At 65.8% G+C, this 22,591-nt stretch carries 18 protein-coding genes and 3 tRNA genes; 12 read left to right on the top strand and 9 right to left on the bottom strand.

The annotated features are described in order from the left end of the window. The first annotated feature begins 133 nt into the window (after positions 1-133). Genes QRN25_RS04960 through QRN25_RS04945 form a run of 4 tightly spaced genes read left to right on the top strand, consistent with a single transcriptional unit; the run spans position 134 to position 6,815 of the window. Positions 134-1,519, top strand: coding sequence for a TIGR03013 family XrtA/PEP-CTERM system glycosyltransferase (locus QRN25_RS04960; RefSeq protein ID WP_008828394.1), 1,386 nt, complete (start codon positions 134-136; stop codon positions 1,517-1,519). Then, positions 1,516-3,618 (top strand): XrtA/PEP-CTERM system histidine kinase PrsK, encoded by a 2,103-nt coding sequence (prsK, locus tag QRN25_RS04955; RefSeq protein ID WP_285017771.1) that lies wholly within the window; start codon positions 1,516-1,518, stop codon positions 3,616-3,618. Before QRN25_RS04960 ends, prsK begins: the two co-directional genes overlap by 4 nt. Then, positions 3,618-4,985: a PEP-CTERM-box response regulator transcription factor gene (prsR, locus tag QRN25_RS04950; RefSeq protein ID WP_285017768.1), complete on the top strand. Its 1,368-nt coding sequence runs from the start codon at positions 3,618-3,620 to the stop codon at positions 4,983-4,985. The genes prsK and prsR overlap by 1 nt, the downstream gene beginning before the upstream one ends. 51 nt (positions 4,986-5,036) lie before the next feature. Next, positions 5,037-6,815: a tetratricopeptide repeat protein gene (locus tag QRN25_RS04945; protein WP_285017767.1), complete on the top strand. Its 1,779-nt coding sequence runs from the start codon at positions 5,037-5,039 to the stop codon at positions 6,813-6,815. Positions 6,816-7,204: 389 nt separating this feature from the next. Here QRN25_RS04945 and panB read toward each other — a convergent pair whose 3' ends face one another. After that, the gene (gene panB, locus QRN25_RS04940) at positions 7,205-8,074 is read right to left on the bottom strand and encodes a 3-methyl-2-oxobutanoate hydroxymethyltransferase (protein ID WP_271184231.1); all 870 of its coding nucleotides are present in this window, start codon (positions 8,072-8,074) and stop codon (positions 7,205-7,207) included. Between the two features lie 186 nt (positions 8,075-8,260). On the opposite strand from panB, the gene QRN25_RS04935 reads away from it, so the two are divergent. Both QRN25_RS04935 and QRN25_RS04930 read left to right on the top strand, forming a co-directional pair. Next, positions 8,261-9,826, top strand: a complete 1,566-nt coding sequence (locus tag QRN25_RS04935; protein ID WP_285017766.1) for an amino acid permease — start codon at positions 8,261-8,263, stop codon at positions 9,824-9,826. 152 nt (positions 9,827-9,978) lie between these two features. Then, the gene (locus QRN25_RS04930; protein ID WP_285017765.1) at positions 9,979-10,704 is read left to right on the top strand and encodes an extensin-like domain-containing protein; all 726 of its coding nucleotides are present in this window, start codon (positions 9,979-9,981) and stop codon (positions 10,702-10,704) included. Between the two features lie 30 nt (positions 10,705-10,734). Here the strand turns inward: QRN25_RS04930 and QRN25_RS04925 are convergent. The 4 genes from QRN25_RS04925 to recJ form a co-directional block, all read right to left on the bottom strand. Further along, positions 10,735-10,810 (bottom strand) — tRNA-Glu (locus QRN25_RS04925). 39 nt (positions 10,811-10,849) lie between these two features. Beyond that, positions 10,850-10,924, bottom strand: a tRNA-Glu gene (locus QRN25_RS04920). 34 nt (positions 10,925-10,958) lie between these two features. Then, positions 10,959-11,034 (bottom strand) — tRNA-Glu (locus QRN25_RS04915). Positions 11,035-11,126: 92 nt separating this feature from the next. After that, positions 11,127-12,926, bottom strand: a complete 1,800-nt coding sequence (gene recJ / locus QRN25_RS04910) for a single-stranded-DNA-specific exonuclease RecJ (protein ID WP_285017764.1) — start codon at positions 12,924-12,926, stop codon at positions 11,127-11,129. A 315-nt stretch (positions 12,927-13,241) separates the two neighbouring features. On the opposite strand from recJ, the gene QRN25_RS04905 reads away from it, so the two are divergent. The 5 genes from QRN25_RS04905 to QRN25_RS04885 all read left to right on the top strand — a co-directional run bounded on the left by QRN25_RS04905 (position 13,242) and on the right by QRN25_RS04885 (position 16,181). Beyond that, positions 13,242-13,463, top strand: coding sequence for a hypothetical protein (locus QRN25_RS04905; RefSeq protein ID WP_285017763.1), 222 nt, complete (start codon positions 13,242-13,244; stop codon positions 13,461-13,463). Between the two features lie 79 nt (positions 13,464-13,542). Continuing rightward, positions 13,543-14,316, top strand: coding sequence for a hypothetical protein (locus QRN25_RS04900; RefSeq protein ID WP_285017761.1), 774 nt, complete (start codon positions 13,543-13,545; stop codon positions 14,314-14,316). Between the two features lie 49 nt (positions 14,317-14,365). Further along, positions 14,366-14,794, top strand: a complete 429-nt coding sequence (locus tag QRN25_RS04895; protein WP_271184292.1) for a flavodoxin family protein — start codon at positions 14,366-14,368, stop codon at positions 14,792-14,794. A gap of 137 nt (positions 14,795-14,931) precedes the next feature. Further along, entirely contained in the window at positions 14,932-15,612 is a 681-nt protein-coding gene (locus QRN25_RS04890; RefSeq protein WP_285017760.1) for a hypothetical protein, read from the top strand. Continuing rightward, the gene (locus QRN25_RS04885) at positions 15,609-16,181 is read left to right on the top strand and encodes an AHH domain-containing protein (protein ID WP_285017827.1); all 573 of its coding nucleotides are present in this window, start codon (positions 15,609-15,611) and stop codon (positions 16,179-16,181) included. The genes QRN25_RS04890 and QRN25_RS04885 overlap by 4 nt, the downstream gene beginning before the upstream one ends. On the opposite strand, the gene QRN25_RS04880 is transcribed toward QRN25_RS04885, so the two are convergent. Continuing rightward, on the bottom strand, positions 16,136-17,086 hold the full coding sequence (locus QRN25_RS04880; RefSeq protein WP_285017759.1) for an NAD(P)H-dependent flavin oxidoreductase: 951 nt from the start codon (positions 17,084-17,086) through the stop codon (positions 16,136-16,138). The two genes, QRN25_RS04885 and QRN25_RS04880, sit on opposite strands and share 46 nt — an antisense overlap. A 175-nt stretch (positions 17,087-17,261) precedes the next feature. Here QRN25_RS04880 and QRN25_RS04875 point away from each other — a divergent pair, with 175 nt between their 5' ends. Then, entirely contained in the window at positions 17,262-18,434 is a 1,173-nt protein-coding gene (locus tag QRN25_RS04875) for an FAS1-like dehydratase domain-containing protein (RefSeq protein ID WP_285017758.1), read from the top strand. Positions 18,435-18,555: 121 nt separating this feature from the next. On the opposite strand, the gene QRN25_RS04870 is transcribed toward QRN25_RS04875, so the two are convergent. The 3 genes from QRN25_RS04870 to QRN25_RS04860 form a co-directional block, all read right to left on the bottom strand. Further along, positions 18,556-19,944 carry a hypothetical protein gene (locus QRN25_RS04870; RefSeq protein ID WP_285017757.1) on the bottom strand — a complete coding sequence of 463 codons (1,389 nt, stop codon included), beginning with the start codon at positions 19,942-19,944 and terminating at the stop codon, positions 18,556-18,558. Between the two features lie 370 nt (positions 19,945-20,314). Beyond that, complete coding sequence (gene leuA / locus QRN25_RS04865; protein WP_285017756.1) at positions 20,315-21,982, bottom strand: 2-isopropylmalate synthase; 1,668 nt, start codon at positions 21,980-21,982, stop codon at positions 20,315-20,317. A 248-nt stretch (positions 21,983-22,230) separates the two neighbouring features. Beyond that, positions 22,231-22,542 (bottom strand): I78 family peptidase inhibitor, encoded by a 312-nt coding sequence (locus QRN25_RS04860; protein WP_285017755.1) that lies wholly within the window; start codon positions 22,540-22,542, stop codon positions 22,231-22,233. Positions 22,543-22,591 lie beyond the last annotated feature (49 nt).

Genomic DNA, 22,591 nt, shown 5'->3' with positions numbered 1-22,591 from the left:
GCAGTGTTCCAGGTTTTCGGTAAAAATACTGATTTTATTGGCACACCTGTCAAGGTAACCGACATTTTACGCCTTTAGCTTAGGCCATCGTTCGAGTGCCGGAATTCGGCCACGAGGGATGGCGCAAGCGACGATGATTCGTCTGTTCAAACACTATATTCCGCATGCCGTGGTGCTGCTCTGGCTGGTCGACGTGCTGTTGCTGGCGGCGGCCAACGAGACATCATGGCGGCTGCGCGCCCAGCAGATCGGCATCGACCCGGCGCCGCTGGCCGACCGGCTTATCGCGCATGGCGCCTTTGCCGCGGTGATCTCGCTGTCGATGGTGGCGGTAGGCGTCTATGGAGCCGACGCGCTGCGATCAATGCGGTTCGCCGCGGCGCGGTTGCTGGTGGCGATTTCGCTCGGCGTCATTGCGCTGTCCTTCGTGGACTTTCTTGTCGGCGGGCAGAATTTCTGGCGCTCGACGCTGGCCTATTCGATGGCCTTCGCGATCGTGCTGATGATCTTCAACCGGCTGCTGCTGGGCGGTTTCCTCGGCACCAGCGCGTTTCGCCGCCGGGTGCTCGTGCTCGGTGCGGGCGAGCGCGCGCAGCGCCTGCGGGTGCTGGGAGAGCGTCCCGAGAGCGGCTTCGTCATCGTCGGCTATGTCGCAATGAGTGAAAGCGTGCCGGTGGTCGAGGAGGCCATCTCCCGCTCGGCCATCAACAACCTGACCCGCTACGTCGAGAACCTCGGAGTCAGCGAAGTGGTGCTGGCGCTGGAGGAACGGCGCAACGCGCTGCCATTGAAGGACCTGCTGCGCATCAAGACGGCGGGCGTCCACGTCAACGAGTTCTCCAGCTTCCTGGAGCGCGAGACCGGCCGCGTCGATCTCGACACCGTCAACCCGAGCTGGCTGATCTTCTCCGACGGTTTCTCGTCCGGCCGGGCGATCTCCAGCGCGGCCAAGCGCGTGTTCGACATCGCCGTCAGCCTGCTGTTGCTGGCGGTTACCGCGCCGGTCATCCTGATCTTCGCGCTCCTGGTGAAAGTCGATAGCCGGGGACCGGCCTTCTATCGCCAGCCGCGCGTCGGCCTGTTCGGCCAGCATTTCGACGTCATTAAGCTACGTTCCATGCGCACCGACGCCGAGGCTGCGGGCGCGCAGTGGGCGTCGAAGGACGACCCGCGCGTGACCCGCATCGGCAAGTTCATCCGCAAGGTCCGCATCGACGAACTGCCGCAGGCCTGGACCGTCCTGAAGGGCGAGATGAGCTTCGTCGGCCCGCGTCCCGAACGCCCCGAATTCGTCGCGGACCTCGAGGATCAACTGCGCTACTATGCCGAGCGACACATGGTGAAACCGGGCATCACCGGCTGGGCGCAGATCAACTACCCTTATGGCGCCTCGATCGAGGATTCGCGCAACAAGCTCGAATACGACCTCTATTATGCCAAGAACTATACGCCTTTCCTCGACTTCCTGATCATCCTCCAGACCTTGCGCGTGGTGCTCTGGAGCGAGGGCGCGCGATGATGAAGGCCTCCGCCGTCTGGGCGACGATGGGCGTCGGGCTCGACCTGACGGGGGCCATCGCGTTGGCGAGCATCGCAATCTGGCTGTTCTCCCGCCGCGACCGGTTCGGGGCTGCGGGCACGGCCATGGTCGTCGCGCTGCTTTTTACCGGCTTGTGGAGCCTGGCGTGCGCTTTCGGCATCGGTACGCCGGAAGTGACGTTCCTGCCTGCGCTTTCGGAAAGCGCCCGCAACCTCGCCTGGCTGGTGGTGGTCTATCGCCTGTTCGCGAGCGACGGGCGCGATGCCAGCGTGGCGCCGATCCGGCCGGTGATCTTCGCGCTCGGCGCGGTCGAGATCATTCATCTCGTCGTCAATTCGAGCCTCTCGCGGCTGGAAATCGACAGCGACGTTCTCAGCTTCGCGTTCCAGTTCAACGTGATGTTCCGGCTGCTGGTGACCGTTGGCGGTCTCGTTCTCGCGCACAATCTCTATGCGGGGGCGCCGCGCGAATCGCGGGGGGCCTTGCGTTGGCCCGCGATGGGGCTGGCGGTGCTCTGGGCCTTCGACCTCAACCTTTACACCATCGCCTATCTCGCGGGTAACTGGCCTTACGAGATCGCCGCGATTCGAGGCCTCGCCGCGATCGCCGTCGCCGTCTGCATCGCAATCGGCGGGGCGAAGAACCGTGACGACCTGCGCCTGCGCCCGTCGCGCGCGGTGACGTTCCAGACCTTCTCGCTGATGGTCATCGGCGTCTATCTCGTGGCCATGGTGGCGGTTGCGCAGTGGCTGTCCTACGCGGGCGGCAACTTCGCGCGGCTGGTCGAACTGGCTTTCCTGACACTCGGCAGCGCCTTCGCGCTTGTCGTGCTGCCTTCGCGGCGGGTGCGGTTGTGGTTCAAGGTCATGCTGGCCAAGCACTTCTTCCAGCACCGCTACGACTATCGCGAGGAATGGCTGCGCTTCACCCGTACCATCGGCTCCGACCAGAGCGCGGCCCTCGGCGAGCGCGTCGTCCAGTCGATGGCCGATGTCTTCGAGAGCCCGGCGGGCCTGCTCCTTACCCCCGGCGAGCACGGCGAACTGACCCTTGCCGCCCGTTGGAACTGGCGCGAGATCGAGGTGCCCGCAGTCGCGATCCCGGTGCAGGACATCGCCCATTTCGAGCGGACCGGCTATATCGCCGATCTCGACGATGTGCGCGCGGGTCGTGAGAGCGGAACCACGATCCCGAACTGGCTGATCGACCACCCGCGCGCCTGGGCGCTGATCCCGCTTGTTCACTACGACCGCCTCGTCGGCATGGTGGTGCTGGCCCGGCCGCAACTGGCGCGCAAGTTCGACTGGGAGGACTTCGACCTCCTGCGCGTCATCGGCCAGCAGGTAGCAAGCTATCTCTCGGAGAATGCCAGCCAGCTCGCGCTCGCCGAATCCGCGCGGTTCGAGGACTTCAACCGTCGCATCGCCTTCGTGATGCACGACATCAAGAACCTCGCCAGCCAGTTCAGCCTGCTGGCGCGCAATGCCGAACTTCACGCGGAAAAACCCGCCTTCCGCGCCGACATGCTGGTGACGCTGCGCAATTCCTCGGACAAGCTCAATGCCCTGCTGGCGCGCCTCTCGCGCTACGGTTCAGGCGGCGTGGACCGGGTCGAGCAGGTGGCCGCGACCGAGGTGCTCGGGCTGGTCATGGAACGCTTCAAGGACAGCTCGCAGGTCGTCCTCGCCGAATCGCGCGACATCATGGTCACCGCCAGTCGGCATTCGCTGGAGCAGGTGCTCGTCCACCTCGTCCAGAATGCCGTCGATGCCAGCGAGCCGGAGAGTCCGGTGTTCCTGTCGCTCGTGGTCGAAGGGATCAACGCCCGCTTCGAGGTGCTCGACAGCGGCACCGGCATGAGCGCCGACTTCGTGCGCAACCGCCTGTTCAAGCCTTTCGTCTCGACCAAGTCGGGCGGCTTCGGCATCGGCGCCTTCGAGGCGCGCGAGCTGGTGCGCGCGATGCGCGGCCGTCTCGACGTCGAATCGCGCGAGGGGCTGGGCTCTCGCTTCACGGTGCGCCTGCCGCTGGCGGCGGCGACCGACATCTATCCGAACTACGCCGAGAAGGTGGCCTGATGACTGAATCTCTGCCCAAGCTGCTCATCGTCGAGGACGACGCCGGGCTTCAGGCACAGCTCAAGTGGGCCTACGAGGATTTCGAGGTCTTCGTCGCCGGGGACCGCGCCAGCGCCATCGCGCTGTTGCGCTCGGAGATGCCGGACGTGGTGACGCTCGACCTCGGCCTGCCGCCGGACCCGGACGGCACCACCGAGGGTTTTGCGATCCTCGACGAGATCATGGCGCTCAAGCCCGACACCAAGGTCGTCGTCGCATCGGGCCACGGGGCGCGGGAAAGCGCGTTGCAGGCGATCGCGCGCGGGGCCTACGACTTCTACCAGAAGCCGGTCGACATCGATGCGCTCGGTCACATCGTGCGCCGCGCGCTTCACCTGCACCGGCTCGAGGAAGAGAACCGCCGCCTCGCCGGCAAGGTGGAGAAGGACGAGAAAGTCCTCGGCCGGATGATCACCGCCGCGCCGGAAATGGTTAAAGTGGCGCGCACCATAGAGCGCGTGGCGAACACCAGCGTCTCGGTGATGCTGCTGGGGGCGAGCGGCACTGGCAAGGAACTGCTGGCGCGCGGGCTCCACGAGGCCAGCGGCCGCGCCAAGCGCGAGTTCGTGGCGATCAACTGCGCGGCGATCCCGGACAACCTGCTCGAAAGCGAGCTGTTCGGGCACGAGAAGGGCGCCTTCACCGGCGCCGTGAAGACCACGCCGGGCAAGATCGAGCAGGCGGCGGGCGGCACCCTGTTCCTCGACGAAGTGGGCGACATTCCGCTGCAGCTGCAGGTCAAGCTGCTGCGCTTCCTGCAGGAGCGCGTGATCGAGCGCGTCGGCAGCCGCCAGTCGATCCCGGTCGATACCCGCGTCGTCTGTGCCACGCACCAGAACCTCGAGGGGATGATCGCCGAAGGGCGGTTCCGCGAAGACCTGTTCTATCGCCTCGCCGAGATCGTCGTGCGCATCCCGGGCCTCGCCGAGCGGCCGGGCGATCCGACGCTGCTGGCGAAGGCGTTCCTGACCCGCTACGCCAAGGAGATGAACCCTCGCGTGCGGGGCTTTTCCGCCGATGCGCTGGCGGCGATCGATGCCTGGGGCTGGCCCGGCAACGTGCGCGAGCTGGAGAACCGGGTGAAGCGCGCGGTGATCATGGCGGATGAGAAACTGGTCTGTGCCAGCGACCTCGACTTGGCCGGTCCCGACGAGCAGGTGGCGACGGCTCTGAACCTCAAGACCGCGCGCGAGGCGGCGGATCGCAAGGTCATCCGCCATGCGCTGGCCCGCAGCGAGGGCAACATTTCCAGCACTGCCAAGATGCTCGGGATCAGCCGGCCGACGCTGTACGACCTGCTCAAGCAGTACGACTTGCAGCCGTCCTGATCTTCGATGCGCGGGGGGCGTTTCTGGAGATTTGTCAGGTGGGGCGCGGCGGTGGTACCGCCGCTGCTGGTGCTGGCCTTGTGCTTCTCGCTGGTTCTGACGACCGCGACGCCGGTTGCCGTCGGCGAGATTTCCCGCGCCGACAAGCTGATCGGGCAAGGCCGCAAGGCCATCGCCCGGGGTGACGGCATCGACGCGGAAATGAAGCTGCGCGCGGCGCTCGAACAGGGAGCCGCACCGCCGGAGGTCAACGCCTACATGGGTGAGGCATTGCTCGCGCAAAGCCGCCGCGACCGCGCGCGGCCCTATCTTGCCCGCGGCGAGTTCACCGAGGCCAGCGCCGCCGAGGGCTGGCGCGCACTGGGGCTGCTGGAGCGGCTCGACGGCAACCTTCCGGCTTCCGGACGTGCCTACGACCGGGCACTGGCGATCACGCCGAACGATGCCGGGCTCTGGGTCGAGGTCGGGCGCCTGCGCTATGCGGGCGGCGAGCACCTGCTGGCGATCGAGGCGGCCGACCGCGCGCTTGAGCTTGATGGCAATAACGTGCGCGCGCTGGAATTCCGGGGTCAGCTTGTGCGCGATCGTTATGGCTTGCTGGCCGCGATCCCGTGGTTCGAGCGCGCGATCACGCGCGACCCCAAGGACGTCTCGGTCCTGCTTGAATATGCCGCGACGCTGGGCGAACTGGGCCACGCGAGCGAGTGCCTGACGATCACCCGGCGCGTACTCGAACTCAGTCCGAAGAACCCGCGCGCCTTCTACCTGCAGGCGGTGCTGGCGGCGAGGGCGGGCAACTACGGCCTCGCGCGCGGGCTGCTGGCGCGGACAAAGGGCAAGCTTGACGACCAGCCCGCCGTGCTCATCCTGCGCGGCATCACCGAGATCGCTGCCGACAACCCGGAAGCGGCGGCCGAGGCGCTCGAAGCGGCGCTGCGGCTGCGCCCGGACAATATGCACGCCCGCGAACTGCTGCTGCGTGCGATCGTCATGGCGGGGCAGTACCGCTATGCCATCCTGCGCTTCGCCGACGACATCGCCGACGGCGACGCATCACCCTACATGCTCACCACCGTGGCGCGGGCGTGGGAAGTTCTCGGCGATCGTCAGCATGCAGGGGAGTTGCTTGATCGGGCGGCGAGGGGGCAGGGCGCTCAGCTTCGGGTACTGGGCGAGAGCGGCCGCATCGGCCAGATGCTGCATCTCGGCCAGACCGGCGAGGCGCAAGTCGCAGCGGAGGCGATGCTCCGGTCCGACCCCGGATTCTACGATGCGCAGGCCCTCGCAGGCGACGTGCAACTGGCGATGGGTCACGCCGCCGAGGCGCAGGAGCGCTACGCGCTGGCCTCGCAGATCCGGCTGCCGGAAAGCCTCTTCGAGCGCCGATTCGCGGCCTATGCGATGGCGCACGACCTGAAGGGCGCGCGCGAACTGGTCGCCGCCTACCTCGGCCAGAACCCCACCAGCCGCCCGGCCTTGCACGCGGCGGCGGAACTGGCGGTCGGTGCGGGCGATCTCGGGCGCGCCCGGACGATCCTGGCGTGGCTGCGCAACAATGGCGGCGAGGGCGACGTGGATCTGCGCGCAGACCTTGCCATGGCGGAGGCCGGCACCGGTGACCTTGCCGCTGCGCGGGAGAATGCGCTCGCGGCCTATCGCCTCCAGCGATCGAATCCGCTTGCGGCGCAGGCCCTGGGATACAGCTATGCGGCAAGCGGGGACTATGCCCCACAAGCGCGGGCGCTGCTTGACAAGGCGCAGGCGCTGCTTGGCAATACCGCGCCCGTCGCCGAGGCCCGTCGCCGGTTGCAGGGCAGGGCGGCACGCTAGGCGCCGGGTATGCTTCCGCGCCGTATTTTCGACGGCGACTACAGCTGAGTGGGTGGGAAATGGACGTTGCCCCACCCACTCCGCTCATGCTGAGCTTGTCGAAGCATAGGGAACCTTACGCCCTGCCTCGGGGCCTTCGACAGGCTCAGGCTGAGCGGGGTGGGTGGTCTGATTGGGGGAGGTCTGATTGGGGTGGTGAGCGGTAGTTCATCCTCCCTGTTGCGAAGCAATGGGGAGGTGGCAGCCTGCAGGGCTGACGGAGGGGGTTCTACCCCTCCACCACCCGCTGCGCGGGCGGTCCCCCTCCCCATCGCTGCGCGACAGGGAGGATAAATCACCGCAACGGGCGAAACCGGAAAAGCTGGTTTCGCGTGGGTCACCTGACCCGGTCACTTCGGCTGGTAGGTCTGCTCGATGCCGGGGAAGCTGCGATCGCGCACTTCTGCGGCGTACTGCGCGGCTGCTTCCGAAACCACCGAGCCCATGTCGGCATACTTCTTCACGAAGCGCGGCACCCGCTCGAACATGCCGAGCATGTCTTCGGTAACCAGCACCTGCCCGTCGCACTGTGCCGAGCCGCCGATGCCGATGCTGGGACAGGCGATGGCGCGGGTGGCCTCGATGGCGATCGTCTCGACGACGCCCTCGATCACGATCGAGAACGCCCCGGCTTCGTCGAGCGCCTTGGCATCGGCGACGATCTTGGCCGCCTCGGCCTCGCTGCGGCCGCGCGCATTGTAGCCGCCGAGCACGTTCACCGCCTGCGGGGTCAGGCCGATGTGACCCTGTACGGGGATGCCGCGCTCGTTCAGGAAGCGCACCGTTTCCGCCATCGCCGCTCCGCCTTCGAGCTTCACGCCCGCGCAGCCGGTTTCCTTGAGCAGCCTAGAGGCATTGGCGAAGGCCTGCTGGGGCGACTGCTCGTAAGTGCCGAAGGGCATGTCGACGATGACGGCGGCATGGTAGCTGCCACGTACGACGGCGGCGCCGTGGGCGATCATCATCTCCAATGTCACCGGCACGCTGGAGGGCAATCCGTAGATCACCTGACCGAGGCTGTCGCCGACGAGCAGGAGGTCGCAATGGGCGTCGAGCAACTGCGCCTGCCGTGCCGTGTAGGCCGTCAGCATGACGATCGGTTCTTCGGTTACGCCGTCCTTCTTGCGCCGGCGAATCGCCGGGATCGTCAGGCGCTTCATCGGTGCCGGAGTGGGGTTTGCGCGGCTGGTCGCGGTGTCGATCTGGAATGTCGTGGACATGGTGGGGCTTCTAGCGCCCGATCTGGTCCCCGGCAAATCTTCAGAATGGCCCGTGCGATCGCGGGTCGCTCCGGATATACCGGATTGTTGTAAGAATATTACAATGCTGGGGAATTTAGCGGAGGGGGCTCTTGCCAAGCGGCTCCTTGTCGTTAGCCTCCCGTCATTCGCAATTCGGGGGTCCAAATGTTCGGACGCGTAAAGCCGCTCGACGCCATTCTGGCGACGGCGGAAAAGAAATCTCTTCACCGATCACTGGGTCCTGTCCAACTGACGCTTCTGGGCGTCGGCGCCATCATCGGCACCGGTATCTTCGTGCTCACTGCCGCAGCTGCGCAGAAGGCCGGTCCCGGCATGATGTGGAGCTTCATCATCGCCGGCGCGGTCTGCGCCGTCGCGGCGCTTTGCTATTCGGAACTGGCCTCGATGGTGCCGGTTTCGGGCTCGGCCTACACGTACTCCTATGCCGTCGTCGGCGAAGTGCTGGCCTGGATGGTCGGTTGGGCGCTGATCCTTGAATATGCTGTCGCGGCTTCGGCGGTCTCCGTCGGTTGGTCCGGCTACTTCATGGGCCTGCTCAAAAGTCTGACGGGGTTCGAGCTACCGGCGATGCTGGCGGCCGGGCCGACGTGGTCGCTCACCGGCGTCGACTTCTCCAGCGGCATCATCAATGTGCCCGCCGTGGTCGTGGCACTCGCGGTGACTTTCCTGCTGATGCTGGGCACCAAGGAAAGCGCGACTTTCAACGCGGTTCTGGTCGCGATCAAGGTGGCGGCGCTGACGATGTTCGTCATCCTTGCGCTGCCGGTGCTCAATACCGAGCATTTCGCACCCTTCGCACCCAATGGCTGGTTCGGACCGGCCGGCACCAGCGGTCTCGGCATAGTCGGGGCCGCTTCTTCCATCTTCTTCGCCTATGTCGGCTTCGACGCGGTTTCGACCGCTGCGGAAGAGACGAAGAACCCGCAGCGCAACGTGCCGATCGGCCTGATCGGAAGCCTCGCGCTGTGCACCGTGTTCTACCTGCTCGTCGCAGCCGGCGCGATCGGTGCCATCGGCGCCCAGCCGACCGCGCTGGGCACGCAGCCCGGCTCGGCAGAGTTCACCGCGCAGTGCGCGGCGCTCGCCGCCAAGGGCAGCCAGCCGCTGGTCTGCTCGCAGGAGGCGCTGGCGCACGTCCTGCGCTCGATCAACTACACCCGCGCGGGGGACCTCATCGGCCTCGCAGCGAACCTGGCGCTGCCTTCGGTCATCCTGATGATGCTCTACGGTCAGACCCGCATCTTCTTCGTGATGGCGCGCGACGGTCTGTTGCCGGAGAAGCTGGCGACCATCCACCCCAAGTGGAAGACGCCGCACATCGTCACCCTGATCACCGGCATCTTCGTGGCGATCGCCGCGGCGCTGCTGCCGGTCGGCCAGCTGGCGGACATCTCCAACTCGGGCACGCTCTTCGCGTTCCTGATGGTGTCGGTCGCGGTGCTGATCCTGCGCGTGCGTGATCCGCATCGCCATCGTCCGTTCCGCACGCCGCTGGTGTGGGTGGTGGCTCCAATCGCGATCATCGGCTGCGTGACGCTGTTCTTCAACCTGCCAACGGAAGCGATGCTGGTGCTGCCGATCTGGGGCGCGATCGGCCTCGTGTTCTACTTCGCCTATGGCTACCGCAAGAGCCACGTCGGGCGCGGGCTGGTCGAAGTCCATGAGGAAGACGCGGACGCGCCTTCGCAGCCGGTGCCGCCGATCTCCTGAGGTCGGCTGCTTCGCTGGATCGAAAAGGGGAGTGCGATGCGCTCCCCTTTTTTGCGCGTTCTATCCACGCGTTTTCCACAGGCTTGCGAACAGCCTCCGCGGACTTGCCCATGGGAGGCAACGATAGACCGGCGCGAGACTTATCCAGGGGTATGACGCTGGCTCTGCTCGACCGCATCGCCCTGACACTCCTGCTGCTGGGCGGTGTCCTGCTGGCGGGACGGGCATGGCTTCACGACCATCCGCAGCATGATCCGTGGGCGCCTCTTTCGCTCGACGATGCCGATGGCTGGGCGACGGGGCGCAAACTCGCTGCCTTGCGCGCGGACAGGCAGCTTTGCCGCACGTTTCTGGAGCGTTCGGGCATCGATGGTACGGCTCTGGCACCGTTGAGTGCCGCTGAGTGCCGCCGTGACGACCGCAAACGGCTTTCCGCGCCGGAGGCACTGGGCGTAGAGCTGCGCCCGGCCGGAGCGCAGGCGACCTGCGCCGTCGATGCCGGTCTGGCATGGTGGCTGCGCCATGGAGTGCAGCCCGCTGCTCAATCCGCATTGGGTACGAAGGTGGCGCGCATCGAGCATCTCGGCACCGCAAACTGCCGCAGGATCGGCGGCGGCAAGGAAGGTCGCTGGAGCGAACATGCGACCGGCAACGCAATCGATGTCGCCGCCTTCGTGCTGGAAAATGGGCGTCGAATCAGCGTTTTACGTGATTGGGCAGGAAGAGATTCCGCAGCATCGCGCTTTCTGCACGAAGTCCGCGACAATGCCTGCGGCCCCTTCTCCACGGTGCTGTCACCCGACTACAATGCCGCGCATGCCGATCACCTGCACCTCGATCAGGCGCAGCGAACAGGAGGTTGGGGAGCTTGCCGGTGATGGGCGAGGCGCTTGATACACCGTGATAAATGGTGACCCCTACGGGAATCGAACCCGTGTTTCAGCCGTGAAAGGGCCGCGTCCTAGACCGCTAGACGAAGGGGCCATCTGGCCATTTCAAACGACTTTTCCGGAAAATTCCGGATGGTGACCCCTACGAGAATCGAACTCGTGTTTCAGCCGTGAGAGGGCCGCGTCCTAACCGCTAGACGAAGGGGCCATAAAGCCGTTTTGTTACCTCCCACCGTGACCGATGGTGACCCCTACGGGAATCGAACCCGTGTTTCAGCCGTGAAAGGGCCGCGTCCTAGACCGCTAGACGAAGGGGCCAAACCGGGTTGCGCCGGAGGCAGGACCGGCCCTCTAAACGCGGGCCCAAGGGTGGTCAACCCTTATCTGGAAACTTTTTTGAACCTTTCGTTTCAATCGCAGAATGCTGCGTCGTCGAGGTGCAATTCCGCCGCCGGACGGCTGCCCCAGTCGTCGATTTTCGCCCGGCCCGCGAGCCAGAGCTTGCGGCCGTGGGTGGCGTGGAGAAGGGCCTGGCCCATGTCGGTTTCGGCACCGCGGAAGGCCATCGCCTTGAACCGGCCGCCGTCGGGACCGGAGACGATCAGCCGCAGGTGGTCGGCGCCCACGACGTCCGCCTTGACGATGCGCACCGGGCCGACCGCTACGCGTGGGCCCGGCCAGCCCATGCCGTAAGGACCGGCGCTTTCGAGTGTCTCTATAAGCGAGGGAACGAGACCGCCCGGTGCCAGCGCCAGATCGAGCAGCATGTGGCGGTTGGCGCTGGCCAGGGATACGTCGGCGGCGAGACGGTCATCCAGCCAGTCCGACAGCGCATCCAGCTTGTCGGGCGCGATGGTGAGACCGCAGGCCATGGCATGTCCACCACCGGCCTGCAGCAGCCCTGCCTCGCGCGCGGCGATGATTGCAGCGCCAAGGTCCACGCCGGGGATCGAGCGGCCCGATCCCTTGCCGTTGCCCGCATCGTCCGCGCCGAGCGCGATGACGAGGGCAGGCTTGCCGGTCTTTTCCTTGATGCGACCGGCGACGATGCCGATCACGCCGGGGTGCCAGCCTTCGCCCGCGCAGATGATGACGGCACGGTTATGCTGCCGTTCGATCTGGGCTTCGGCCATTTCCTGGACTGCCTGCTCGATGGAGCGGCGCTCGTCGTTGAGGCGGGAGAGTTGTGCGGCGATGTCGCGTGCTTCGTCGGCATCGGTGCTGGTGAGCAGGCGTACCCCGAGGGTTGATTCGCCAACGCGCCCTCCGGCGTTGATGCGTGGGCCCAGTGCGAAACCAAGGTCGCTGCAGGTGGGTGCCCGGCCGAGACGGCTGGCATCTATCAGCGCCGACATCCCGATGTTGTCGCGCTTGGCCATGACCTTCAGGCCCTGCGCTACGAGGGCGCGATTGAGGCCATGCAGTGCGGCGACGTCGGCAACGGTGCCAAGCGCGACGAGGTCCAGCAGGGCGAACAGGTCGGGCTCGCGGCGGCTTTCGAAGTAGCCGCGCTTGCGCAGCGTACGGACCGTCGCGACGGCCAGCAGGAAGGCGACGCCAACGGCGGCGAGATGGCCGTGGGATGCCGCCAGGTCGTCTTCGTCGAGCCGGTTGGGGTTCACCAGCGCGGTGGCGCGGGGCAGCACCGGCGAGCACTTGTGATGATCGACGACTATCACGTCGACCCCTGCCTCGTGGGCCATGTCGAGCGCTTCGTGCGCCATCGCCCCGCAATCAACGGTGACGATCAGGCTGGAGCCTTCGCCGGCGATCTTCACCAGCGCCTCACCCGAGGGGCCATAGCCTTCGAGCAGCCGGTCAGGGATGTAATAGCGGGCTTGGTGGCCAAGCGCGCGCAGCAGCAGGATCAGCAGCGCCGCGCTGGTCGCTCCATCGACGTCATAGTCGCCGTAGACGGTTGTGGTCTCGTTCGTCATGACCGCCTGCGCCAGCCGCTCCGCCGCGGCGTCCATGTCGCGGAAAGCCGAAGGGTCGGGCAGGAACGCGCGCAGGCTGGGATTGCGATGGCGCTCGAGATCCTCGCGGGCGACGCCGCGCGAGAGCAGGAGCTGGGTGACGATATCGTCTTCGAGACCGGCCGGACCTCTGCCGAAGCTGTCGGAGAGGTCCATGTTACCGCCGCGCCAACGCCAGGCTTTGCCGGTCAGCGAGCGGTCGATCCCGAAGACACAGGCGGATCGTGATTCCATGAGGCTGGCGTTACCCCAGCCGTCCTTCGACGGGAAGTGGAAGGGTTTCGTCGATCCCCGCATTTCGTGACGGCATTTGTCGTTAGTCCGCCGTTCCTCTCCCAAGTAAAACGTAACCAACGGGTAGGAGAGCGGATGATGCCGTGGAGTAACGGCTTCAGGTTTTCTTTGATTTCATTGCCTTTGGCGGCAGTCCCGGTTGTCGTGGTGGCGGCAAGCGATCCCGCGCCAATTGCGCGCTACGACATGCGGGCCGGGACGGTATCCGGATTCGGCGGCATGGGACGTGGCTCCGGAGGCGGTATGGGGGCTGCGATGAGCATGATGATGGGAGGTGCCGGCGGGAGCGTGCAGCATGAACTCTACCTGCGTCTGGGCTCACAGCAGGCGCCGGTCGGCGGGAAGGCCAAGGCCGACCATTTCGTGCCGCCGGCGGCCAGGCTGGGCAAGTCGGTGGCGCTGGTCGCTCCGCCGCGTGAGCAGGCAGCGCCGGACCTCCTGCCCGAGAAGCCCAAGGGGCGCCTGCTGATCTTCTGAGGCTGCGGCGAACATGCGCCCAAGGGGCAGCCGGTCGTGCTGGACTTCGAAGATCGCGGCCGGACAGATGCCTCCCGGCATGCCCGGTTCGGCAGTGGTGCGTGACTGGGGCCCCACCCAGGACAATTCGCGCAGCTTCGCCCGCTGGCCGGCGGACGATCACAAGTTCGTCAAGGCGGACAGTTCGCTGATCGGTGCGCACAAGGTGGTGAGCACTTATGCGCCTGAGATCAGCTTCACGCTTGCGAAGGATTTCATGGCGCCGATCACGTCGCGCACGGCGACGCTGCCGAGCGGGGCTTCGCGCCTGAGCTGGACGGGTATCCCCGGTGCGACGGCCTGGCTGGCCTTCCTGACCGGTGGCAAGCAGGGACCGAACGGGGACGCCAGCGGCGACGTGGTGATGTGGACAAGCAGTGCCGACAAGCAGTTCGGTGGGGGCCTGATGGATTGGATCACGCCCGAACAGGCAGCATCGCTGGTGAAGAGCGGAACGTTGATGGCTCCCACGAGCACGAGCTGCGTCATCCCGGCCGAGGTCGTCGCGGCATTCCCGGACTTCCGCTTGGGCACGCTGACGGCGTTCGGTCCGCAGGAGAGCTTCGCCTACCCACCGCGCCCGGCGGATACGAAGGTCGTGTGGAAGCCGGAATGGACCGCCCGAATTCGTCACCGATCGACGACGAACTGGATGCAGGCCCAAGGCATGGAAATGGGGGGCGTGGGCGCGAGCGCTCGGGAAGAAGGTCAGGACGGCGTACAGCAGCCTGAATGCAAGCCGAAAAAGAAGGGGTTGGGTGGCATGCTCGGTGGGCTTGGAGGTATGATGGGCGCAGGCAACAAGGGGTGTTGATTCTCTGCTCGCGATTATCTGGCACAGTCGTACCGGCGCAGCGCGCGCCATAGCCGAGGCGCTGCATGAAGGCGCGGGCGCAGATGCGTGCTTGATCGCTGCTTCGGATGTATCTCCCGAAGACCTGCTGGCCGCTTCGGGCTACGTTTTCGTCTGCCCGGAGAACCTGGGTGCGATGACGGGCATGATGAAGGAGATGTTCGACCGTTGCTACTATCCGCTGCTGGGGCGCGTGGAAGGCAGGGCCTATGCGACCGCGATCGCGGCCGGTTCCGACGGGCGCGGTGCGCAGGCGCAGATCGATCGCATCGTCACAGGATGGCGTCTCAGGCGCGTGGCGGACCCGATGATAGTCAACCTCGGCGCCCAGACGCCCGAGGCGATACTTGCCGAGAAGCATGTGCCGCAGGACCGGCTGGATGCCTGCAGCGATCTCGGCGCCGCGATGGCCGAAGGGCTGCATCTGGGGATTTTCTGAGGAGGGCTTTCACAGTGCCGAATGGACTCGACGCTACGCTGGAAATGATGCCTATTTGTCCGATGCCGCAGGGAGCCGACAGGACCACAGGGCTGTGCCTGTTTTTCGATCACGGCACGCGGCCGGATGCCGATACTGTGGCACGACTTGTCGCGGCTTCGGCGGATGCGGGATTGCCAGCCAGCGTCAGCCATCGTCCTGCTCCGGAGGCCGGATGGCTTGAGTTGCTGGCGAGCGGACTGACGTTCGATCTGATCGGGCTCGACCCAGGAGCTCCGGGCCGGATGACGCAGGTACAGCAGCATTTCGGCTTCGGCGAGGACGATGTTCCGGGGGAAGGCGAAGCGGTCGAGCTTGTGCCTTCAGGACACATCGTTTCCGGGGCTGGATTGCAGCCGGTCCTGCGCACGATGATGGGCCTGGCGGCAAACCTAGCGCTCGAACTGCCGGTGCGTGCGGTCGGCTGGGCGCCTGCGCAGACCTGGATGGAGCCGCGCTACTTTTGCCGCAGCGTGCTCAACTGGCTGGGCGGCGGTGCTTTCCCGGCGCTTGGCCTGACGGCGCTGCTGCAGGCGGAAGACGGCAGCCTTGCCAGTCGGGGGCTCGCCCATTTCACGGGGCAGGAAGTGCAACTCGAAGGGCGACGGGGTGAGGCCGCGGCAGATACCGTGAAGCTCGCGGTTCGGGTGATCGACCAACTCGTGCGCCGGGGGCGCATCGTGGAACCCCTGCGGATCGACGCCGGTGGGCAGGCGCTGCTGCTGGAGCCGTCGCAGGTGGGCAAGCTCCTGCTGGTGTGGCGTGAGGACGAGGGCTGAGCGCACTCAGGGGATACCTCTCCTTCCGCGCCGTCAATCGCAGCGACGCGCCCGGCTACGATCCCGGCCTGCAACGCCATCATCTGCTGCCGCGCCAGTTGCTTGGGCAGTCGGCCTTCATGCGGATGCTGGAGAGTATCGGTGGTCATCGGCACCGCTTCGAAGATTTTCGCGAGAACGGCCTGCTCCTACCCTGTGATGAGCCGGCGGCGCTGCGCATGGGGTTGCCGCTACATCGCGGGCCGCATCGGCTCTACAGCCAGCTTGTCGTCGAGCGGGTGGGGCAGATCGAGAGCGGCTGGGCGGCAATGCGCGACAAGGATCCACAAGGCGCCGCCATACAGGCGCATATGCGGCTTGACCTGCTGCAGCGCGCCTTGCGACGCTATCTGCTAGATGGGCAGCGGCGGCGGTTGAAATTGAACCGCCGCGATCCGCTGGGTGTGGGTGTGGATTTCACCGAACTCGACGCCATGGTCGATGCGCTGTGGGGCTCCACGCGCGTCGTCACGGCGCCGCTGGTTCAGGCAATGCCGGCGCGAATCCGCAACTCGTCCTTCGCAGACTGATACTGGGCCGCGAAGCGCTCCACCCGCTCGGCCACGGTTTCGACGGCGCGAATGGCTCCGATGCCTTGTCCGGAACCCCAGATGTCCTTCCAGGCTTTCGCCGCAGTATTGCCGCCGGAACCGAAGTCCATCTGGCTCTTGTCGCCATGCGGAAGATTGTCCGGGTCCATGCCCGCCGCGACGATCGAGGGGCGCAGGTAATTGCCGTGAACCCCGGTGAAGAGACTGGAATTCACGATGTCAGCGGCATGGCCGTCGACGATCGCCTGCTTGTAGGCCTGATCCGCGTTGGCTTCGGTCGTGGCGATCCACGGTGTGCCGATATAGGCGAAGTCCGCGCCCATAGCCTGCGCGGCAAGGATCGATCGTCCGTTCGCGATCGCCCCTGAAAGCGCCACCGGACCCTCGAACCAGCTACGTATCTCCTGCATAAGCGCGAAGGGGGACTGCGGCCCGGCATGGCCGCCCGCTCCGGCCGCGACCGCGATCAGGCCGTCCGCGCCCTTTTCCACGGCCTTGCGGGCGAACATGTCGTCGATCACGTCATGCAGGACCATGCCGCCCCAGCCATGCACCGCTGCGTTGACTTCCACGTTTGCGCCAAGCGAGGTGATGACGAGAGGGACCTTCCACTTCTCCAGCACCGCAAGGTCTTCCTCCAGTCGCGTATTGGTGCGGTGGACGATGAGGTTGACCGCGAAGGGCGCAGCGCAGTCCCGGGTTTCCTCGGTGATCCGGTGGAGCCATTCGTCGAGCTGGCTTGCGGGCCGGGCATTGAGCGCCGGAAAGCTGCCGACGATCCCGCTGCGCACTTGTGCGATGACCAGGTCCGGATTGGAGACGATGAACATCGGCGCCGCGATCACGGGCAGGCGCAGAGATTTGGACAGCGCGGAAAGGGGCATCTCGTCTCCGTTTAATCGTTCGATTAAATCATCGCATAATCCGGTCCATCCATGGTGTCGAGTGCAGACCGCCGTACCGCCCCCGCGTTTCTGGCGGGCGCAGGCGTGACGTTCGTTGATGACTGAAATAGACACCACTGTCGATTAACAGGCAGAAGCGGAAAAGGAGCACACCATGTCGGATATCGGGGAAGCCACGTTCGATTGTTCGGACATCGACCAGTATCTCGGCACCGTCATCGACAGTTCGCCGATCCGCGAGCCGCTGGGGAACAACGACATTCGGCGCTGGGTGCAGGCCATGCACTATCCGAACCTCGCCCATTACGACCCGGCCTTCGCGGCCGCGAGCCGCTGGGGCAAGCTGGTGGCGCCGCAGAGTTTTCCGATCGTGATGGACGACAGCCACGGCACGTCGTCCTCCTGCATGGGCGGCATCGCCGAATCGCACCTGCTGTTCGGTGGCGATGAGTTCTGGCACTATGGCCCGCGCGTGTTCGGCGGCGATACCATCACCAACGAGCGCATTCCCTACGACTACAGCGTCAAGGACACCGGGTTCGGCCCGACCTGCTTCCAGCGCGGTGACAACTATTACCGCAACCAGCACGGCGAACTGATCGCCAAGCAGCGTTCGACTGCCATCCGCTACCGCGCGGCGGCCGGCGGTGCGCGCGTCGATACCGCCGAGTTCGAGGAACCGGAATGGACGGACGCCGAGATCGAGAAGCTCGAGGAGCGCAAGTTCGGCTGGATCAAGATGCTGCACGATCTGGGCCACGGCGAACGCTGGTGGGATGACGTGAACATCGGCGACCAGCTTCCCGAGCGCGTGTTCGGACCCCACACCGTGGCCAGCTTCACGACGGAATGGCGCTCGTACCTGTTCACGGTATGGGGCACCCTAGATCGCCGCACGATCGACCTGGAGGCTCTTGGCTTCACCAAGGAAATGGCGGGTCACGAGAACGATCCGGTGATGGAGCGGATCAATCCGGAACTCACTGACGGCGCGTACTACGGCCCGTCACGCGGGCACCTGTTCCCCAGGTATGCGCGCAAGATCGGCATGCCACGCGCCTATGGCTACGGCGCCTCGATGGGGGCGTGGGTGACCGACTATCTCGCCGGCTGGGCAGGCGAATGGGGCATGGTGGTGCACTCGACCGCCAATTATCGCGGTCCTGCCCTTAGCGGCGACGTCACCATCCAGACCGCCGAAGTGGTCGACAAGATGGTCGATGAGGACGGGCGCCATCTGGTTCAGGTCAAACACCTCATGCAGAACCAGAAGGGCGTCAAGATGTGCATGGGCGTGGCCGAGATCGAACTGCCCAAGAAGAAGTGACGCGAAAGGAGGCGGCCCCGGCATGGGCCGCCTCCTCCCCCCGTCGCGTCACCGCAGCAGGGTCGCAGCGTGTCCTCCCTGGGGGAGGGCAACAGAGCGGAAGGACACGCGGACCTTCATCTCAATTGCCCGTGCTTCCTCCCAGTAATCCGCCAAGCAGTCCGGTGACGGGGGCCAGTGCGCCGCCACCCGAACCTGTCGTTCCGCCCAACAATCCTCCGCTGACGGTTCCGGTCAGGGTGCCGCTCAAGCTGACGTTGAGCGTGCCGACGACACCGTTCACAAGCCCCGTAACGGGCGCCAGGACATCGCCCGATCCGGCCCCGCCGGTAACTCCGCCGAGCAGTCCATTGACGAGCCCGGTGACTGGCGCGAGGGCTGAACCTGCGCCGCCGCTGCCGACGCCGCCCCCGATACTCCCCACCACGGGGCCGACAGCTCCGTTCAGGGCATCGAGCACTGGCGAGGCGACGGAGTTCACCACGCCCGTCACAGGGGCCACGACCGGTGAAAGTCCGTTGGTCAGTTGCGTGACCCCGCTGCCGACCTGCTCGCCCAGCAGCGCACCGGCGAGGTTGCCCACCGGCGCAAGCCCCTGCGCCACGCCGTCGGCCGTGGTCGGCAAAGTCACATCGACAACCTTGTCGGCCGACAGCACATCGGCCGTGAGCAGGGTTCCGGAGACGAGTCCGGGATCTTCGGACAGTACGTTAGCACCGATGAGCGTGCCGCTCGTGCTCGGACCGGTCAGCGCATTGTTGCCCAGATCCAGACCGACGAGCGGCCCGGTGTACGTCGGCGCCGGGCCGGAGCCGCCGCCTGGCAACGCGCCGGTCAGGCCATCGACAAGACCGCCGAGCTGTCCGGAAACCGGGGCGAGCAGTCCCCCTTGGCCCAATACCGGCGCCAGCACTCCATCGACCGTGCCCAGCAATGGATTGGTCACCTGGCTGACCGTTGAGGTGACCACAGCCACGGTCGGCGACAGTCCATCCGTGACGCTGTTGACGGTGGAGCCGACCTGAGGCCCCAGCAGCGCCCCGGCAATGGCGCCCACCGGAGCCAGCGCTTCCTGGGTGGCCTGCGGTGTGGTGGGCAGCGTAACTGCTATGGCCTTGCCGTCGCCGCTGAGAACATCGACGGCGAGGCCGCTGGTGGACTGCCCTGCGGTGGGCGGCGCCACGTTGACGTCGACCAGTGTGCCCGAGCCGCTCGGCCCGAGGATCGAAGTGCCGCCAATGGCTACTCCGACGGCCGAACCGGTGTAGCTGGTGGTCGTGGGGGTCGGCGTCGGGGAAGGCGTCGGGGTTGGTCCCGGGGTGGGGGTCGGTGTGGGGCTCGGTGTGGGCGTTGGTCCCGGTGTAGGTGTGGGGCTAGGGCTGGGGGTGGGCGTCACACCGGAGCCGGGATTGAAGCCGTTTCCATCGGCACAGGCGCCCAGCAGAAGAAGGGGGATCGCTGCCGCACCCATGAGGGTTTGCCGGAAGGATCGCGGTGAATTGATCGACATGGTGTTGCCTCCGTAAAATACTCCGTAGGCAAGGCGTTAAGCCTATTGGGCGCGGAGGCCGCGGATAGACGGAGCCGTGTCGATCGTTTGTGCCGATGCTCATGGAACTGGTTAGATGCCGCCGTTATGAAATCCGGGCTACAGCTTCGGAAATCCGGAATGCGGACCGCGTATCCCTACGCAACGCTGGTTTCCTGCGATTTTGCGATCACGCAATGCTGCACACAGGACACGCAAAAGGGGGCAAAGCGATTTGCCGCCATACCGGCTGCAACTTCCCTCCCTGTCGCTAGAGATGCTTTTTCCGGATTCATGAAAAAGCCCGACCGTTGCCGGCCGGGCCTTTCCTGAAAGCGGTGCCGAAAAGGGATCAGGCCGCGTTGGCGGCGCTCAGAACGGCGCGCACGCTGGCGGTGGCGACGTCCTCGTCGATGCCTACGCCCCATACGGTGCGACCGTCGGGCAGGGCGCATTCGACGTAGGCCGCGGCGCGGGCGTCGGTGCTCTTGCCCATCGAGTGCTCAGCATAGTCCTTGACGTCCAGCTGCACGCCGAAGCTCTCGGCCAGCGTCGCGGTGACGGACGAGATCAGGCCGTTGCCCTTGCCGGACACTGACTGCTCCTTGCCCTCGACGCCGATCTTGCCGGCGAAGACGCGGGTGTTGTCCGGCCCCTTGGCCTCATCCCAGTCGATCAGTTGGAAGCGCTGCTCGCCGCTCAGGCGGTAGGCCTTCTGGAACACGTCCCAGATGTCGCCCGCCTGCAGTTCGCGGCCGAGTTCGTCGGCCAGTTCCTGCACGTGCTTGGAGAAGTGCGCCTGCATCCGCTTGGGCAGCTTGAGGCCCTGGTCCTGCTCGATCACCCAGGCGAAGCCGCCCTTGCCGGACTGCGAGTTGACGCGGATCACTGCCTCGTAGCTGCGGCCCAGATCGGCCGGGTCGATCGGCAGGTAGGGCACCGACCAGATCTGGTCGTTACGCTTCTCCTGCGCGGCGAAACCCTTCTTGATCGCGTCCTGGTGCGAGCCCGAGAACGCGGTGAAGACCAGTTCGCCGCCGTAAGGATGACGCTCGGCCACCTTGAGCTGGTTGCAGTATTCTACCGTCTGGATGACGTCGTCGATGTCCGAGAAGTCCAGCTCGGGGTTCACCCCTTGCGTGTACATGTTCATCGCCACCGTCACGAGGCAGCAGTTGCCGGTGCGCTCGCCATTGCCGAACAGGCAGCCCTCGACGCGGTCGGCGCCCGCCATCAGGCCCAGTTCCGCCGCCGCGACGCCGGTGCCGCGATCGTTGTGGGTGTGCAGCGAGATCACCGCCGCATCGCGATTGGGCAGGTTGCGGCAGAAGTACTCGATCTGGTCCGCGTAGATGTTCGGTGTCGCCGCCTCGACCGTCGCAGGCAGGTTGAGGATGATGGGGTTCTCGGGCGTGGGCTTCAGGATTTCCATCACCGCTTCGCAGCACTCGATCGAGAAATCGAGTTCGGCGGTCGAGAACGTCTCCGGCGAGTATTCGAAATGCCACTTGGTCTGCGGGTACTTCGCCGCCTGATCGCGCATGATCTTCGCGCCGGTTTCCGCAATGCCGCGGATTTCATGCCGTTCCATGCCGAACACGACATTGCGCCACAGCGGCGAGACGGCGTTGTAGAGGTGGACGATGCCCGCGTGCACGCCAGCCAGGCTCTCGAACGTACGCTCGATCAGGTCTTGGCGAGACTGGGTCAGCACTTGCACCAGCACGTCCTCGGGGATGCGATCCTGATCGACGAGGCCGCGGATGAAGTCGAACTCGGTCGCGCCCGCGCTCGGGAAGCCGACCTCGATTTCCTTGAGGCCGACCTTCACCAGCAGGTCGAAGAAGCGGTTCTTCTTCTCCGCGCCCATTGGGTCGATCAGCGCCTGGTTGCCGTCACGCAGGTCGGTGGAGAGCCAGCGGGGCGCCTTGGTGATGACCTGCGAGGGCCACTGGCGGTTCGGCAGGTCGATCTGCGGGAAGGGGCGATACTTGACCGAAGGGTCTTTCAGCATGGTCATGGGGTATTCTCGCTCGGTAATTCGTCTGCAGGCAATGTCGGTTCAGGTCCCCTTGAGCGCCGAGCGCGCCGCAGGCCGACGCACTACTTCACGCCCAAGGGCGGATAAGTCGCAGGGTAAGGCCGAGCAAAAGGGTCATGCCCTCGCCTATGGGCACGCGCGCGCGCCGTGTAAAGAGGCAATGCGGCGACGGCGGCGCAATTTCGCTTTCCGTCGCCGAGGTGGGCTTGCCGAATGTTGCGCCGGGATCAGGAGCAGTAGAAGCGTTTGATGGCGCCGCTCTCGTCGACATCGACGTTGAGGCGTTCGGCGCGGTAATCCATCGTCACCGCCATGCCGGGCTTGATCACGCGGATCGGCTTGTCGCCGCGCTTCGACTGGATGGCGGCGATCGTGGCGTCCGTGGCCTGCTGGCCGACATAGCTGGCAAACTGGTCGGCACCGCAAGTCGGCTCGGCTTCCGCAGCGGGGGGCGGGGCGGATTCGGGCGGGGTCTGCGCGGCGCAGGCCGCCAGCGTCATGGCCATGGCTACAGGGGCGATGAAGGCTTTGGGGGACATGGGTGCTCTCCTTTCCCGGCGCGCTAGCCTAGCGAAGCTGAACGAGGAC

This window comes from Novosphingobium sp. fls2-241-R2A-195 (assembly GCF_030209485.1).
Taxonomy (GTDB): Bacteria; Pseudomonadota; Alphaproteobacteria; order Sphingomonadales; family Sphingomonadaceae; genus Novosphingobium; species Novosphingobium resinovorum.
This window is presented reverse-complemented; position numbering and strand designations above follow the sequence as displayed.

What these genes read in the sequence shown, in the direction of transcription:
- QRN25_RS04960 (WP_008828394.1), top strand. Translation starts at nt 134, where the DNA reads ATGATTCGTCTGTTCAAACACTATATTCCGCATGCCGTGGTGCTGCTC.
- prsK (WP_285017771.1), top strand. Translation starts at nt 1,516, where the DNA reads ATGATGAAGGCCTCCGCCGTCTGGGCGACGATGGGCGTCGGGCTCGAC.
- prsR (WP_285017768.1), top strand. Translation starts at nt 3,618, where the DNA reads ATGACTGAATCTCTGCCCAAGCTGCTCATCGTCGAGGACGACGCCGGG.
- panB (WP_271184231.1), bottom strand. Translation starts at nt 8,074, where the DNA reads ATGTCCACGACATTCCAGATCGACACCGCGACCAGCCGCGCAAACCCC.
- QRN25_RS04935 (WP_285017766.1), top strand. Translation starts at nt 8,261, where the DNA reads ATGTTCGGACGCGTAAAGCCGCTCGACGCCATTCTGGCGACGGCGGAA.
- QRN25_RS04930 (WP_285017765.1), top strand. Translation starts at nt 9,979, where the DNA reads ATGACGCTGGCTCTGCTCGACCGCATCGCCCTGACACTCCTGCTGCTG.
- recJ (WP_285017764.1), bottom strand. Translation starts at nt 12,926, where the DNA reads ATGGAATCACGATCCGCCTGTGTCTTCGGGATCGACCGCTCGCTGACC.
- QRN25_RS04905 (WP_285017763.1), top strand. Translation starts at nt 13,242, where the DNA reads ATGAGCATGATGATGGGAGGTGCCGGCGGGAGCGTGCAGCATGAACTC.
- QRN25_RS04900 (WP_285017761.1), top strand. Translation starts at nt 13,543, where the DNA reads ATGCCCGGTTCGGCAGTGGTGCGTGACTGGGGCCCCACCCAGGACAAT.
- QRN25_RS04880 (WP_285017759.1), bottom strand. Translation starts at nt 17,086, where the DNA reads ATGCCCCTTTCCGCGCTGTCCAAATCTCTGCGCCTGCCCGTGATCGCG.
- QRN25_RS04875 (WP_285017758.1), top strand. Translation starts at nt 17,262, where the DNA reads ATGTCGGATATCGGGGAAGCCACGTTCGATTGTTCGGACATCGACCAG.
- QRN25_RS04870 (WP_285017757.1), bottom strand. Translation starts at nt 19,944, where the DNA reads ATGTCGATCAATTCACCGCGATCCTTCCGGCAAACCCTCATGGGTGCG.
- leuA (WP_285017756.1), bottom strand. Translation starts at nt 21,982, where the DNA reads ATGACCATGCTGAAAGACCCTTCGGTCAAGTATCGCCCCTTCCCGCAG.
- QRN25_RS04860 (WP_285017755.1), bottom strand. Translation starts at nt 22,542, where the DNA reads ATGTCCCCCAAAGCCTTCATCGCCCCTGTAGCCATGGCCATGACGCTG.